Annotated in this window: 13 protein-coding genes; 1 reads left to right on the forward strand and 12 read right to left on the reverse strand. The window is 47.1% G+C overall.

Annotated elements, in window-relative coordinates:
* Nucleotides 1-699 precede the first annotated feature (699 nt).
* A complete protein-coding gene (locus ACO6VG_RS05735) occupies nucleotides 700-2,259 on the reverse strand; it encodes a hypothetical protein (protein ID WP_422473113.1) in 1,560 nt (519 codons plus the stop codon).
* Between the two features lie 168 nt (nucleotides 2,260-2,427).
* Nucleotides 2,428-3,984: a hypothetical protein gene (locus ACO6VG_RS05740; RefSeq protein WP_422136030.1), complete on the reverse strand. Its 1,557-nt coding sequence runs from the start codon at nucleotides 3,982-3,984 to the stop codon at nucleotides 2,428-2,430.
* A gap of 427 nt (nucleotides 3,985-4,411) precedes the next feature.
* Here ACO6VG_RS05740 and ACO6VG_RS05745 point away from each other — a divergent pair, with 427 nt between their 5' ends.
* Nucleotides 4,412-6,862: an OTU domain-containing protein gene (locus tag ACO6VG_RS05745; RefSeq protein ID WP_422139377.1), complete on the forward strand. Its 2,451-nt coding sequence runs from the start codon at nucleotides 4,412-4,414 to the stop codon at nucleotides 6,860-6,862.
* Between the two features lie 102 nt (nucleotides 6,863-6,964).
* Here ACO6VG_RS05745 and ACO6VG_RS05750 read toward each other — a convergent pair whose 3' ends face one another.
* The 10 genes from ACO6VG_RS05750 to ACO6VG_RS05795 form a co-directional block, all read right to left on the reverse strand.
* Nucleotides 6,965-7,390, reverse strand: coding sequence for a F0F1 ATP synthase subunit epsilon (locus tag ACO6VG_RS05750; protein WP_422136032.1), 426 nt, complete (start codon nucleotides 7,388-7,390; stop codon nucleotides 6,965-6,967).
* A 103-nt stretch (nucleotides 7,391-7,493) separates the two neighbouring features.
* A complete protein-coding gene (gene atpD, locus ACO6VG_RS05755; RefSeq protein WP_317144281.1) occupies nucleotides 7,494-8,870 on the reverse strand; it encodes a F0F1 ATP synthase subunit beta in 1,377 nt (458 codons plus the stop codon).
* A gap of 42 nt (nucleotides 8,871-8,912) precedes the next feature.
* Nucleotides 8,913-9,773 carry a F0F1 ATP synthase subunit gamma gene (gene atpG / locus ACO6VG_RS05760; protein ID WP_422136033.1) on the reverse strand — a complete coding sequence of 287 codons (861 nt, stop codon included), beginning with the start codon at nucleotides 9,771-9,773 and terminating at the stop codon, nucleotides 8,913-8,915.
* An 85-nt stretch (nucleotides 9,774-9,858) separates the two neighbouring features.
* A complete protein-coding gene (gene atpA / locus ACO6VG_RS05765) occupies nucleotides 9,859-11,400 on the reverse strand; it encodes a F0F1 ATP synthase subunit alpha (RefSeq protein WP_422136034.1) in 1,542 nt (513 codons plus the stop codon).
* Between the two features lie 37 nt (nucleotides 11,401-11,437).
* A complete protein-coding gene (locus tag ACO6VG_RS05770; protein WP_422136035.1) occupies nucleotides 11,438-11,971 on the reverse strand; it encodes a F0F1 ATP synthase subunit delta in 534 nt (177 codons plus the stop codon).
* Between the two features lie 12 nt (nucleotides 11,972-11,983).
* Entirely contained in the window at nucleotides 11,984-12,454 is a 471-nt protein-coding gene (locus ACO6VG_RS05775; protein WP_317144277.1) for a F0F1 ATP synthase subunit B, read from the reverse strand.
* 211 nt (nucleotides 12,455-12,665) lie between these two features.
* On the reverse strand, nucleotides 12,666-12,920 hold the full coding sequence (atpE, locus tag ACO6VG_RS05780; protein WP_257253757.1) for a F0F1 ATP synthase subunit C: 255 nt from the start codon (nucleotides 12,918-12,920) through the stop codon (nucleotides 12,666-12,668).
* A gap of 91 nt (nucleotides 12,921-13,011) precedes the next feature.
* On the reverse strand, nucleotides 13,012-13,893 hold the full coding sequence (atpB, locus tag ACO6VG_RS05785; RefSeq protein WP_422473115.1) for a F0F1 ATP synthase subunit A: 882 nt from the start codon (nucleotides 13,891-13,893) through the stop codon (nucleotides 13,012-13,014).
* Nucleotides 13,894-13,947: 54 nt separating this feature from the next.
* On the reverse strand, nucleotides 13,948-14,343 hold the full coding sequence (locus tag ACO6VG_RS05790) for an ATP synthase subunit I (protein ID WP_422473117.1): 396 nt from the start codon (nucleotides 14,341-14,343) through the stop codon (nucleotides 13,948-13,950).
* A gap of 320 nt (nucleotides 14,344-14,663) precedes the next feature.
* Nucleotides 14,664-15,566, reverse strand: a complete 903-nt coding sequence (locus tag ACO6VG_RS05795; RefSeq protein WP_422473119.1) for a LysR substrate-binding domain-containing protein — start codon at nucleotides 15,564-15,566, stop codon at nucleotides 14,664-14,666.
* Between the last annotated feature and the right edge of the window lie 81 nt (nucleotides 15,567-15,647).

Genomic DNA, 15,647 nt, shown 5'->3' on the forward strand with positions numbered 1-15,647 from the left:
TTCTCATAGAATTTAAGGGTATGTTCACTTGCTTGATCAGCATTTAAATCATTTCAGAGCAAATGCTCTGTTGACCGATGCTATTCCCACAAGCGCCCACACGAATTGTCTGATAATTTGTTAAAGAACCGGATTAAAACAAGAAGGTTTTAATCGACCAAACCAGCTGCCAGCGCTGTTCAGTGAGGCGACTATACTACCTTGACGCCGCTCGTTGTCAAGCGATTATTTCAAGAAAGAGAAACAAAAGACTTAAAAACATCGCTAAACATTCCACTAGAAAGATGGAAACTCCGTTCAGCGAGTTGTGCATAACTGCACTCACCAGGATAACTGCCAACAACTACAATTTACTGCTCTTGAAATGACACTCTGGCTACCGAGTCGATACATCTTCAGCCCCGACCGATAGACATAGCTTACCCCTTAAGCCGCCTTTTTCAAAAGATCGGATTACACCTAATTTTTTGCGAAGAATACATGCAGTCCTTGCTGCTGAAGGCTTTCAGAAACATAAGTGTTCATAATGATAATTAACTGGAGTGAGTCACTCTTCATAATTAGAGGTGTTTAATTAATCTCTTCGGGTCTTATATCCCGCCACCTAGAGCAGGGTAGTTTATCGGTGTTACATTGCCAGAAACCATCATCAAAAGGGAGGTCAATATTTTGCCTGCAACCTCCTTTTAATTGGGCCCATCATTCCCTGACCAGGATTTCAAAGGTCTTTGAATCGACTAAAGCGTGGGAGTCTCGATTCGGTGTTGCAAAAGAAGCTTTACAGACTTTGCCCTTCTTAAAATATTTGCCGTAGGTATTGAAACCATTGTTCATAAAACGACAAAAATATTGCGGCACTTTGCTGACTTCTTTGCCTGAACTAGAAAAGCTATACCCGGCAATAATAGCCTTATCAGGCGGCTCAGCCTCAAAAGCCTGCCAGCGAATATTACCGTCAACCACAGGAGTCAGGTAATCGGAAGCGATGCTGCCATCTTGATTGGTAGCAACATAACCACTTTTTCCATTGGTACCAATGTATCTGCAATACTTATCAGGCCCCTCTCTTACCAGTGAGCCCAGTATAAACTCTTTATAAGGCTTTTTGGGGGAGCAAAAGTATTCCTGAACTTCGGTGTTGATTATGCCTTTACCTACTTGTGACGGCACTTTCTGCCATATTACGGAAGATGGTCTGCTTTTATGAGCCTTCTGTCGTACAGGAATAAAGTGGGACACATCGCCTACTGAGTCAGCATCAGCCGTCAGGCCTGCGCACCCATGCCCACAGCTATGAGCACCATCGTTGTACCATTCAGTCCCGGGACTGGCACCGTCTTTACACAAGGTTTCGTGACGCCAACTTTTAGACAACAGTATTGTTGACGCAAAGGGTACCGGATGCCCCTGCGATTCCTGAAATTGGTAGGTGGTATTGCCGTAAATAACATTAATCTGGTAATACTTTTTGTCGGTAACCAGAATATCTCTGGGTAGCACAGTTTCGCTCCCCAAAGATGCCAGAAAATTGTCTCTTTTTCGACTTGATAACAGACATCCGCTGACATTATCAGGTGTATTAGCCAGCATACCAACCAATCTACCGATCCCGCCGATCTTAACACGACAGAATCCGGTCAAATGCTGGTCATTGCAGCGAAACTTTTTGGTTAAAGGTGCCGGCAATGGAGAAATACAAAACTCGTCTGCAGATCCGTAGGGATTAGCCGGATCATAGGTAGTGTTTAATGGAATTAGAGCTGGTTGGACGTCACCTTCATTATGATGCAAGGGTTGGGCATCAAGAAAAGTCGCTCTTGCCCACAGGTACTTCAACTTCTTATTTGAGTCGGTATAGTTATCTTCACTGAGATTAAAAGGAAGCAGGTTATATTGGTCGATAATGGTTTTCTGATAATGCTCAGTAGCCAGCGTGCTACGCATCGGCTCTCTGAAACCGGGACTGACATTACTCTGCGCCAATGGTGGATTATCGGGACTCTTTTTGTCAGCTTTGTCAGCTTTCTCAAGATCTAAAGCATATAGCGTAGAATAATGCCCAACCGAGAACCCCACCTCAAAAACGAACACAGATAAGCCCAATATAGCCAGTACCCTAAATAACTTTGAATCCTTTAATTGTTGTGAATACGAGTACGTAAGCAACTCACGGCCTTGCACTCCAACCACAGCGATAGCATTGTTAGTGACAGCAATAGATAACACCAGCACAGATAAAGCCCGTGAAACTCGCTTCATAGCCAAGCTCCTCCACAATAACTCTCAAAGAAGCCAAGAGTGTAGTGTCTACTCCAACAGCAAATAGTATAGAAATGATTTGTAAAAACTGATCCTTATGAACAAAGTACCTGACCAGTTGGTTTCAAAGATTTTCAGGAATACACACTTCCCTTTCAACTGATTCCGTCATTCCCCGACCAGAATTTCAAAGGTCTTTGAATCAACTAGAGCGTGGGAGTCTCCACTCGGCGTTGCAAATGAAGCTTTACAGACTTTGCCCTCCTTAAAATACTTTCCGTAGGTATTGAAACCATTGTTCATAAAACGACAAAAATATTGCGGCACTTTGCTAACTTCTTTGCCTGAACTTGAATAGCTATATCCGGCAATAACAGCCTTATCAGGCAGCTCACTCTCAAAAGCCTGCCAGCGAATGTTAGCGTCAACCAAGGGAGTCAGGTAATCAGAAGCAGTACTGCCATTCTGATTGGTAGCAACGTAACCACTTTTTCCACTGGTACCAATGTATCTACAATATTTATCAGGTCCCTCTCCTGCCAAGGAGCCCAGTATAAATTCTTTGTAAGGCTTTCTGGGGGAACAAAAGTATTTCTGAACTTCGATGCTGACTGTCCCTTTGTCTTGTTGTGATGGCACTTTCTGCCATACCACAGGAGACGGTCTGCTTTTATCAGCTTTCTGTCGTACAGGGATAAAGTGGGATATCTTGCCTGCTGGCTCTGCCTCAGCTGCCAGGCCTTCGCATCGATTCTCGCTGCTATGAGCGCCATCGTTGTACCATTGGACTCCAGGACTGACTCCATCTTTGCACAGACTTTCATGACGCAAACTTCCAGATAACAGCACTGTTGATGCAAAGGGTGGTAGATTCAAGAGCCAATCCTGAAATCGATAGGAGACATTGTCATATGTAACATTAATCTGATAATACTTTTTGTCGGTGACCAGAATATCTCTGGGTAACAGAGTTTCACCCCCCAACGACACCAGGAAATTATCTCTTTTTCGGCTGGATAAAAGGCATCCGCTGACATTATCGGGTGTGTTGGCCAACATACCAACCAGAGTACTGATCTTGCCATTGAGCATGAACTTGATTCGACAAAATCCGGTCAGTTGCTGATCATTGCAGCGGAATTTTTTGGTTAAAGGTTTCGGCAGTGGAGAGTTACAAAGCTCGGTTGCAGACCCGTAGGTATAAGCCAGATCGTATGCAGTGTTTAATGGAAACAGTGCTGGCTCGAGGTCACCTTTAATAAGGTCCTTGGGATAGACATCAAGGAAAGTAGCCCTTGCCCAGAGGTACTCCAGCTTTTTCTCTGGGTCAGCATAGTTATCATCACTAATATTAAATGGAACCAGATTGTACTGGTTGATAATTGTTTTCTGGTAATACTGAGTTACTGGCGTGGTCCGCATTACCGCATTTAAATTGCTGCTGACAGTACCATGACTCAATGGGAAATCCCGTGGATTTTTTTTCTCCGCGTTCTCGCCCGCTTCCGCTTCTTCAGCAGCACTGCGCCCGAGCATAAAACCTATTCCAAACATTAACCCATCAACCCCCCCCATAAAACACAGCTCAGTAATAAACTTTTTATAGTTACTCAAATATGAATACGTGTACTCTAGAGAGCTTTGCACCCCAGCAAGAGCTATTCCATTGTAAATAACAGAAATGGATAACAACGTCACAGGAAAAGCCCTTAAAACTTGTTTCATATTTAAGCTCCTCGGCGGCAACTGCAGTAAAGCCCAGAATCCAGAAATAAAAGGCCCCGTAATACTGGGGAAAGCTGAGAGTATAGCGTTTATTTCAGCGGCAAATTGTATATAAACGATTTATAAAAACTGATTCTTATGAAGTCTGTTGCATGGCATATGCGTTCAATGATTTTATAGTTTGATAAAGAAATAACCCTATATAGTCTCTGTCTGCTTCTCCCTTATTAAAATCAGCATTTATGCTCAATTCGCGTGAGACCCCACCGAACTAGAGGGTGTCAATTTAGGATTTACGTGCCAAACAATTTATTCCTGATTAGGGTGGTGGGTTTTATTTACGCAAAATTAGCAATACCGGCACTTTTATTAATTTCAACTATAATTGTCAGCCTTAAATAAAATCATAAACAGGATATAAGAAACTATGGATATTAAAAAGCTGAGGGCAGCGTTAACAAGAACTTTATTAATAGCTGCTGTATTAAAAAAACCTCAATTTAAAGCACTTGTACTCGCTCTTTTGTATACAGCCTCTCCGGTTCAGGCAGAAAATGAAGAACAAAAGCACTATTATCAGCTGGTAAGAAAAAAACTGCTGGATATCTCTCTGCTGATTAAAAGCAGCCATTGTGCTGATTCAGCTAAAAAACTATTACCTGCAACCTATGGCTATGCCCATTGGTTGAAATGCAGAGACCATTTTAATTTTTACACCCATGTCAGGGAGGACCTGACAAGAGTCGATTACAATAATAAAATCTATCGTTACCTTGAACTGGAAAGGTCCACCGGACGCCTTACAACTCAGGCCTCTAACGTGATAAGCCTTCACGACCTGCTTGAATATGAGCCTGAAGATCCCAATGCCACGCCTTCTTTCTGGCAGTTTGTTAACCGCATAAACGTTGAAGATAAAACCGATATAACCGGGCTACTTTTTCAGTACTTCACTGAATACCCCGAAAAACTGATACAGCTTCTTAATTCAGACATTATCTATCCGCTTCCCGGTTTTTTTTCAAAACGAGACAATACATCAGAGCTTTATTCAATGGCTATGCAAATAAGGCTTATACTCATTGACAATGGGGGCTCTGTAACAAAACCGAAAAACGACTTTCTCCTGGCCTATTCGGTAACACCAGTTAGTAATCCAATGCAGACAGATCCGGCAACAGGAAGCAATCAGGAATCAGAAGAAATATGGACACAGTTGACTGATCAGGAAAAAGAATTCGTTGGAAGGCTCAACGATGCACTTCATCTGGGTATGGTTTTCACTCTGGCTGATCTGTATAAACGTTTATCACAAGCACTAAGCACCACTAACTTCGATAATATGACAACAGCTGAGCTGTTAGACATTATTGAGAACAAGCCAATCGATGGCGAGAAAGAACTGGCTGCCTGGGAATTGCATAAATTATCCAGCTCGGTCATTCAACTAAAGGGGGCTGTGTATGAAACCATAAAATCAACTTACATGAGCTCAGTTCCCTGGCTGCGACAGAGAAAGACAATGAGGTTCATGCGGGACCCGGACCGGGAGCTGGAACAGCAACGGAAATTTGCACAGGAACAAGAGCAGGCCCTGAGATTGTTTGTCAACCGGCACATATCAAATATTAATGCTTTACTGCGATTGCTTCCGGATCAGAATAAGACTCAATTGCCCTTTAACCCCCAGGATTCTGTTACGCTCAGTGGAGTCAGCTACTCAGCTCTGAAAAACTCTGCGAACAAATATAAAAACGGGCAAACCCAACAACAATGGTTTAGTACAGAAAATCATGTCCCCTCTTTTACATCGACACCTGATTTCTCAGATCTCAATGCCGATCATCGCAGCAGGGATGACAGCGAGAAACCCCGGGGGTTCTTTATGGTTAGCGCGGGTAGTAATAGACTTCCAGAAGGAATCAAGGAGGTCGTTGTAAACTCTCCCATTACAGCACCAGAGTTGCTCAATGAAGGGATTGCCAAGCTTGACACTGATGACATAAGTATTTCGAAAATGCTGCAGGTGATGTTCAGCATTGGTTTTCTGCGCCCCGGTTACAGTGAAATTGATGCCATAAATTTCATTGCTGCTTATAGCTACTCTCCGCTGCACAGCGCACTATGGACATTGATCTTTCATGCGATCGGCGTTGGCGACGCAACGGTTCATCCCCATATGCATTACATAGATGGTTATAAAAGAAAATTCATATTTAACCATCTGGCGCGTGAAGATATTGCACAGCAGCTATCTGCCATCCACCAAAAACTACAAACGACTACCACAGACGGGTCTGAATATGCCAAGCAACTCAATGAACTTCTCGAACAAAAACAGCTGACACTGGGCGATACTCCCGGCGATGGACACTGCTTTACCCATGCATTAGCACAGCAATTACCGGGTTACGATGAAGAAAGCATAAGACGTGCATTACAAATCTTTCTTGCGTCCCCCTCAAACTACCAGGGTTATGTTCCCGAAAGCATTATGTCCTTAGCCCCTGAACTTCTAGCCCAGATATCATCAGACGGGCCAGACGGCTGGATTGACATATCCATGGCTGCCTTCGCTTCACTGGCATTCGGCAGGAGCGTTGTTGTAATACACCCGCAATTCAACCACAGCTCTGATTTGCAGGTGACTGTGTGGAACCAGGGCCAGCCGGAAGACATTGACCCTGCCGATGTACCTCAACATATCGATAATGCGTTGATCTTAGTATTCATCAATACAAACCACTGGACTTTTGCCTATCAGCAAGATCCGTTCCCCGGTCAACCCAATATCATTAACGTTGATGAATTACCCGATCTTCCTTCTTTGGAAAATAACCTAGGGAGCAACGGTTTCCGGTTTTTCATGCAGCAATAAAAAAGACAAAATACTTCAATCCCGTTGTACCCGCGCGGGTGATTTTTTACAGGTATAAAAAAACCCGGAATAAACCGGGTTTTTTTATAAGACACAAGTTGCTTATTTACCAAGCTTCTTGCGAATGGCCTGCAGAGTACGCAGCTGAGCAGCGGCTTCAGCTAGCTGAGTGGCTGCACGGGAGTAATCAAACTCACCGCTCTGATTAGTCAGCTCCTGTTCAGCCAGTTTCTTGGCCTCTTCAGCAGCAAGCTCATCCATATCGTCTGCACGCAGAGCCGTGTCAGCCAGAACCTTAACCTGGTTAGGCTGCACTTCCAGAAATCCACCTGAGATGTAGAACACCTCTTCTGCGCCGCCCTGGGTGATCAGGCGGATTGGACCCGGATTCAGATCAGTCAGCAGAGGCGTGTGGCCAGGGGCAATACCCAGGTCACCCAGAGAACCGGTAGCAATAACCATCTCTACCAGTCCGGAGAAGATCTCCTCCTCGGCGCTAACGATGTCACAGTGAACCGTGATCGCCATTTGTGTCACCTCCTCTTATGTCCTCGCATGGACGGTAGACCGGAAATGATTGAACCATTCCCGGCACGGGGTGACGCTCCTCAAAAGCAGAGCGTCCCGGCCATTACATGGACTTGGCTTTCTCGATCGCTTCCTCGATGCCACCCACCATGTAGAACGCCTGCTCTGGCAGGTGATCGTATTCACCGGCCAGAATACCTTTAAAGGCACTGATGGTGTCTTTCAGGGAAACATACTTACCAGGTGCACCGGTGAAGACTTCCGCAACAAAGAATGGCTGAGACAGGAAACGCTCAATTTTACGGGCACGTGTTACTGTCTGCTTGTCTGTTTCAGACAGTTCGTCCATACCCAGAATTGCAATGATGTCTTTCAGCTCTTTGTAACGCTGCAGTACGGTCTGCACACCACGAGCCACGTCGTAGTGATCCTGGCCGATGACCAGAGGGTCCAGCTGACGGGAAGTAGAGTCCAGAGGGTCGATCGCAGGGTAGATACCCTTGGAAGCGATGTCACGGCTCAGTACAACGGTCGCATCCAGGTGCGAGAAGGTGGTCGCCGGAGACGGGTCAGTCAAGTCATCCGCAGGTACGTACACGGCCTGGATAGAGGTGATAGAACCGGTCTTGGTGGAAGTAATACGCTCCTGCAGTACACCCATCTCTTCTGCCAGAGTCGGCTGGTAACCTACCGCAGATGGCATACGACCCAGCAGAGCAGATACTTCAGTACCCGCCAGGGTGTAACGATAGATGTTGTCGATGAACAGAAGTACATCACGACCTTCGTCACGGAATTTCTCAGCCATAGTCAGGCCTGTCAGAGCAACGCGCAGACGGTTTCCGGGTGGTTCATTCATCTGACCGTAGACCAGAGATACTTTGTCGATTACGTTGGAATCGGTCATCTCATGGTAGAAGTCGTTACCCTCACGAGTACGCTCACCAACACCTGCGAAAACAGAGAAACCGGAGTGCTCGATAGCGATGTTACGGATCAGCTCCATCATGTTTACGGTTTTACCAACACCGGCACCACCGAAAAGACCGACCTTACCCCCTTTCGCAAAAGGGCAGACCAGATCGATAACCTTGATACCGGTTTCCAGCAATTCGTTGGAAGCGGATTGCTCTGCATAGGTGGGTGGTTTACGGTGGATGGACGCTCGCTCTTCTTCACCGATAGGGCCCTTCTCATCGATAGGGTTACCCAGAACGTCCATGATACGACCCAGAGTCTTGGTACCTACAGGTACCTGAATCGGTTCACCACTGTTAGCCACTGTGAGACCGCGGGATACACCTTCGGTGGAACCCATGGCGATAGTACGAACAATACCGTCACCCAGCTGTTGCTGAACTTCCAGTACCAGATCTTTGTCTTCGACGTTCAGAGAGTCGTAGACTTTGGGAACACTTTCCCTGGGGAATTCGACGTCAACGACGGCGCCGATGATTTGTAAGATACGACCACTACTCATAGCCTTTCCTCTACCCTTTAATCTTTTATACAGCCGCCTTAGTTACACCGCTGCAGCGCCACTGACGATTTCAGACAGTTCCTGTGTGATTGCAGCCTGACGAGCCTTGTTGTACACCAACTGAAGGTCATCAATCAGATTGCCGGCGTTATCTGTTGCGTTCTTCATGGCAATCATTCGCGCGGCCTGCTCACAGGCGTTATTTTCTACTACTGCCTGGAATACCTGGGACTCGATATACCTGATCAACAGGCCATCCAGCAATTGTTTGGCATCAGGTTCATAAATGTAATCCCAGGGTCTTTTCAGTGACTCATCTTCATCTGGAACCAGAGGCAACAACTGCAATACCTCAGGAGACTGTGTCATGGTGTTGACGAAGCGGTTGTGAACAACGTACAAACGGTCAATTTCACCGTTTTCGTACTTGTCCAGCATCACTTTTACACCACCAATCAGATCAGCAATGTTGGGTGAGTCACCAATATGTGTTGTGGCTGCTACGACGTTCCCGCCGTAACTACGGAAAAATCCAACAGCCTTGCTGCCGATCAGGCAAAGATCTATTTCAGCACCCTGATCTTTCCACTGAGTCATACTCTCAATGGTTTTCTTGAACAGGTTGATGTTCAGACCTCCACAGAGGCCCCGATCCGTGGAAACGATGATAAAACCGACACGCTTCACCTCACGTTCTGTCATGAAGGTGTGTTTGTACTCGGCATTGGCGTGAGCAACATGCCCTACAACCTGACGGATACGCTCGGCATAAGGGCGGCTGGTTTCTCTCCGCTCCTGAGCTTTACGCATCTTACTCGCCGCCACCATTTCCATGGCGCTGGTGATCTTCTGCGTACCTTTAATGGACGATATCTGCGTCCGGATCTCTTTTGCGCCTGCCATTATTCAGTTCCTCAAGCCAGGCTTTCGAGGCCAGCGGCCAGTAAGCCAGCTTTACTGACCACTGACCACTGACCACTGAAAACTGTTACCATGACTGGGTGGCCTTGAACTTCTCAATAGCCGCTTTGATACCCTCTTCAATTTCACCGTTGTAATCTCCAGATTCGTTGATGCGAGCCATCAGCTCACTGAATTCAGAGTTTACAAAGCTCAACAGGGCAGCTTCAAAGTCCAGGATCTTGTTTAACTCAACGCCTTCCAGGTAGCCTTTTTCAGCGGCGTAGATGACAACACCCATGTCAGCAACAGACATTGGCGCGTACTGTTTCTGCTTCATCAGTTCAGTAACACGCTGACCGTGTTCGAGCTGCTTGCGGGTAGCTTCATCAAGGTCAGAAGCAAACTGGGCAAACGCCTGCAGTTCACGATACTGAGCCAGAGCCAGACGGATACCACCACCCAGTTTCTTGATGATCTTGGTCTGGGCAGCACCACCTACACGGGATACGGAGATACCAGCGTTCATCGCAGGACGGATACCCGCATTGAACAGATCGGTTTCCAGGAAGATCTGACCATCGGTAATAGAGATTACGTTAGTCGGTACGAAGGCCGATACGTCACCTGCCTGGGTTTCGATGATTGGCAGGGCGGTCAGGGAACCGGTCTGGCCTTTCACTTTACCATCGGTCAGCTTTTCAACATGCTCGGCGTTTACACGAGAAGCACGCTCCAGCAGACGGGAGTGCAAGTAGAATACGTCACCCGGATAAGCTTCACGGCCCGGTGGACGGCGCAGCAACAGAGAGATCTGACGATAGGCCCAGGCCTGCTTGGTCAGATCATCATAAACAATCAGGGCATCTTCACCCAGATCGCGGAAGTATTCACCCATGGAGCAACCGGCAAATGGCGCCAGGAACTGCATGGATGCCGGATCAGAAGCACCTGCGGCAACAACTATGGTGTGTTCCATTGCGCCATGCTCTTCGAGCTTGCGTACCACGTTGGCGATAGAAGACTGCTTCTGGCCAATCGCTACGTAAACGCACTTGATACCAGTACCTTTCTGGTTGATGATCGCGTCGATGGCCAGAGCGGTCTTACCCGTCTGACGGTCACCGATGATCAACTCACGCTGACCACGACCCACAGGAACCATGGCATCAACGGACTTGTAACCTGTCTGAATCGGCTCGTCTACAGACTGACGGGCAATAACGCCTGGCGCTACTTTTTCGATTGGCGAAGTTTCAGTGGCTTCAACGGGACCTTTGCCGTCGATGGGGTTACCCAGCGCGTCAACAACACGTCCCAGCAACTGCCTGCCAACAGGTACTTCAAGAATTCGACCGGTGCACTGAACAGTCTGGCCCTCAGCCAGCTGACTATAGTCACCTAATACAACAGCGCCGACGGAGTCCTGCTCCAGGTTCAACGCCATACCGTATACACCGCCGGAGAACTTGATCATTTCCCCGTACATTACGTCTTGCAGACCGTGTATACGAACAATACCGTCAGTGACACTGACGATGGTGCCCTCATTGCGGGCTTCACTGGACACATCAAGCTGCTCTATGCGGCTCTTGATGATGTCACTGACCTCGGAAGGATTCAGTTGCATAGCTTACCTGCCAAACTTTTTACTTAAAAAAAAGTAATTATGAAATCATCGCATCGGCAAGCTTGGTCAACCGCGAGCGGACACTGCCGTCGATAACGAGGTCTCCAGCTTTCACGATGACGCCGCCGATCAGGTAGGTATCTACCTGTGTATGCATTCGTACTGATCGACCAAGTCGTTTTTCAACTTTCTTTGCGATTTTGTCCTGCTGTTCATCGGACAGCGGGAAAGCCGAAGTGACGACTATATCCTGATAACTCTGATCTTGTGCTTTCATCTGCTCAAAGATCGCGTCGATCTGGGGAAGCAGAAAAATCCGTTTTTTATTCGTAAGGATCCGAATGTAATTCTCGACTTCAACCGAAAGACTGCCTTTGCACAGTTCGATAAAGGCGTCTGCCTTCATGTCCCCTGTGGTGGACGGGTCTTTCAGCATCCTGCCCACAGCCTCACGCCTGGATATACTCGCACATAAAGTTAGCATCTGAGACCATTCAAATAACTGGTCGTGCTCTTTTGCTATCTTGAATGCGGCCTTGGCGTAGGGACGGGCACATGTAGTCAATTCCATGGTCAATCCCCTTTAGAGTTCAGCAACCAGGTCATCAACCAGACGGCTGTTAGCTGACTCATCCAGATTTTCACCCAGAATACGCTCAGCACCGACTACAGCCAGGGCTGCAACCTGAGAACGCAGAGCTTCGCGGGCTCTGTTGGCTTCCTGCTCAATGTCAGCCTGCGCAGCCACCTTGATGCGATCAGCTTCTTCACGGGCCTGCTCTTTAGCCTCGTCAAGGATCTGGGCAGAACGCTTGTTTGCCAGCTCGATGATTTCCTGAGCCTTTTCACGGGCTTCACGCAGTTCTTCGAGAACTTTTTTCTGAGCCAGTTCCAGCTCTTTCTGACCACGAGCTGCAGCGTCCAGTCCGTCAGCGATTTGTTTCTTACGGTCGTTGAGGGCCTGCATGATGGGTGGCCATACATACTTCATGCAGAACCAGACAAACACAGCAAAGGCGATCGTCTGACCGATGATAGTTGCATTGATATTCATGCGAACTCCAAATGCTCCAGTAAAATCTTAAAATCCTGCCTCAGATGAGCGTACTACTTCTATTTAGCAAAATAAGACGCTCCCAACAAAGTTGTTTAGATCAGCTTACCCAGCCTACGAGTACATCCAGGATCTTTATTCGGCTTTTCGTTTCGTTACGGCTCTCAGACCGGCCGTACTTCAACGCCAAGCCGGATCTTCACTGCAGCGATTACTGAACCAGAGCTACAAAAGGGTTAGCAAAGGTGAAGAACAGGGCTATACCCACAGCAATCATTGGCACAGCGTCAAGAAGACCCGCTACGATAAACATTTTGGTTTGCAGCATTGGTGCCGTTTCAGGCTGTCTGGCAACGCCTTCAAGGAATTTTCCACCCAGCAAACCAAAGCCGATAGCTGTAGCCAGAGCCGCAAGACCCAGCATGAAAGCAACACCGATTGCAGTCAGACCTACTACCAGTTCCATATTTCCTCCCGACCTATTGTGGTCTTTGTTAAATTGAAGTTTTAGGTTAGTTAACACACTACGTCAGTCAGCTGACGTACAATATCTATAATTAATGGTCTTCGCTTGCCATGCTTAGATAAACAATGGTCAAAATCATAAAGATGAATGCTTGCAGAGTGACCACAAGAATATGGAAAACAGCCCATCCAAAGTGCAAAGGTAGCTGCATGTAGCCGACCAGGGCAATCAGGATAAAGATCAGCTCACCTGCGTACATATTACCAAAAAGACGCAGAGCCAGAGAGATGGGCTTGGCAATCATGGTCACAGATTCCAGCAGGAAGTTGATTGGAATCAACAGAGCCTGCACAGCTTTGTTAGGGCTGCTGAACGGATGCAGGGTCAGCTCACCAATAAAACCACCTATACCTTTCACTTTGATCGAGTAAAAGATAATTAACATAAAGACAGAGAGGGACATACCCAGAGTAATATTCGGATCTGTACTCGGTACAATCTTCATATAAGGGATGCCCAAAGCAGAGGCCAGCCCCGGGATCCAGTCAACAGGGATCAGGTCCATCAGGTTCATAAAGAAAACCCAACAGAAAATAGTCAATGCAAGCGGGGCGATCAGGTTATTTCTGCCATGAAAAGAGTCTTTGACACTGCCATCCACAAACTCAACGACCATTTCAACCAGATTCTGCATGCCAGTAGGAACACCGACAGATGCACGCCTGGCCACCATACGGAAGATCGAGATGAACACCACACCCAGCAGAACAGACCAGAACAGACTGTCTACGTGCAGCGCCCAGAAACCCATTTCTTTTGCTTCAGCAGCGGTTCTGGCAAAGGTCCAGGTGTCTTCCGACAGAACACCCAGCTCATTGCCATAATTGTCCACACGTTCAAAACCTGCAGGCAGCTTACCGAAGGTAAGATTCTGCAGGTGGTGGGCTATGTACTCAGTTGCAGTCGTCGCCATGAATTTTCCCGTACACCATCATCATTGTATAAATCTGTCGTCAGTAAACCTGCCTCAACTCTTAATAAGAAGAGGAGTCAGCCAGTTTACCGCCTGAATCAAAGCAAATGCACCGAACATCGTCAGGGGGTCGATTGACGGTATCCGTGTAAAAATCAGAACGAACGCCAGAACCGTTAAGGCAAACTTCCCCGCTTCACCCTGATAAAAAGACCTGACTATTTTCTGTGCCGCACTGGCTCCCCGGTATCGAAATGCTCTCCAGACCAGATAAGCATTGGGGACGCTGCATGCCAAACCACCTGACAGAGCGGATATAGCGAAAGACTTACCCAGCGGCAGCAAAAGCAATGTCAGAGATACTGTAGCCAACAGTTGAGCAACGACAACACGATAGATATGTGGCTGTTGCAGATGCGGGTAACTGGCCCGACTGTCACTTCTAAACATCTCTTTACTTTTGACTCTCCACGTCGTCTTTACAGACACAGGCTCCTGCGCTTGACCTGAGTATCTTAACAGGTCTGATAAGTCTTGATCCGCCCCTCAGAAAATACCAGGGGTTTCAGCCTTTGCGATGTGTGAATACAGTTAAACATCAGATGGCAAAGCTTCACACAACTGAAAATCTTAGAACTTTTTTTCACCCCTACGGCGCGCGAAAGTATACTAGTGACATGCACCTGCGTTCAACTAATATCTTAAAGGTTGACACTATACGACTTCGGAAGAATATTATCCCCTGAGTCCCAATGAATGGCGTTCAATAGCTAATGGACCAAAAGCTCGTCATCCCATTGCAAAATAAACTCAGAGACTTTCTTGATCACGCCACTTCGATATTTTTTCCTGTTAAGTAACAGATAAAAATGACGATTCAGAGTCAGGTCAGACACGTTGATGGTCGATAGCAGACCGGCATTCCTGGCCCGCCATATAGCCAGGTTGGAAATACAACCAATACCCAACCCTTCCATAACAGCCTGCTTGACGGCTTCGGCCCGGTTAAGACTCATTATAACGTTAGGTGTACATAAACGTGTTGCCAAGACTTCATCAAACAGTTCCCGGGTTCCTGAGCCTGGCTCCCTGAGTATCCACTCTTCGTGTTTCAGGGACTGAAGATCCACGGTCTTCCCGGCCATGGGGTGGTCAGGATGACAAATAATAACAAGCTCATCTTCGCGCCAGGGGATCACTTCTATTTCCGGGTGCAGACAGCTGCCTTCAACGACGCCCAGATCAATCTCCATAGCCAATATTCTCTGCTGAATACTGCGGGTATTTTCGACCGCCAGTTCGGCCCTGATATGGGGAAATTCCTTGAAAAACCTCCCAAGAATACGAGGCATCAGGTTATTACCAATGGTAGAACTTGCATATATCTTCAGCGTTCCCTCTTTATAGCAGCTGTCCTCTATAAACTGGGTTTCAATCTCGTAGGCCCGATCAATCAGCTCTGCTGCCATGGGTAATAATGATCGACCAGAGTCGTTTAATGCCATGGACGCACCAGCATGTCGGTCAAATAAGGGGCCTAAATGCTTTTCCAGTTCTGACAGTGCCATACTGGCAGCGGGCTGCGAAATAAACAGGGATTCTGCTGCTGCTGTAACTCTGCCGGACTGGGCGATCGCCTTAAAGATTTCAAGCTGCCTCAATGTGATACGCATTTACTGCTCCGATATCCATTGCCAGCTCAAAAAGGACGGTGAAATCCCGGGTGGCATAGATAAAATTAACACCTTAAATTT

This window comes from Endozoicomonas sp. ALB032 (assembly GCF_049310125.1).
Taxonomy (GTDB): Bacteria; Pseudomonadota; Gammaproteobacteria; order Pseudomonadales; family Endozoicomonadaceae; genus Endozoicomonas_A.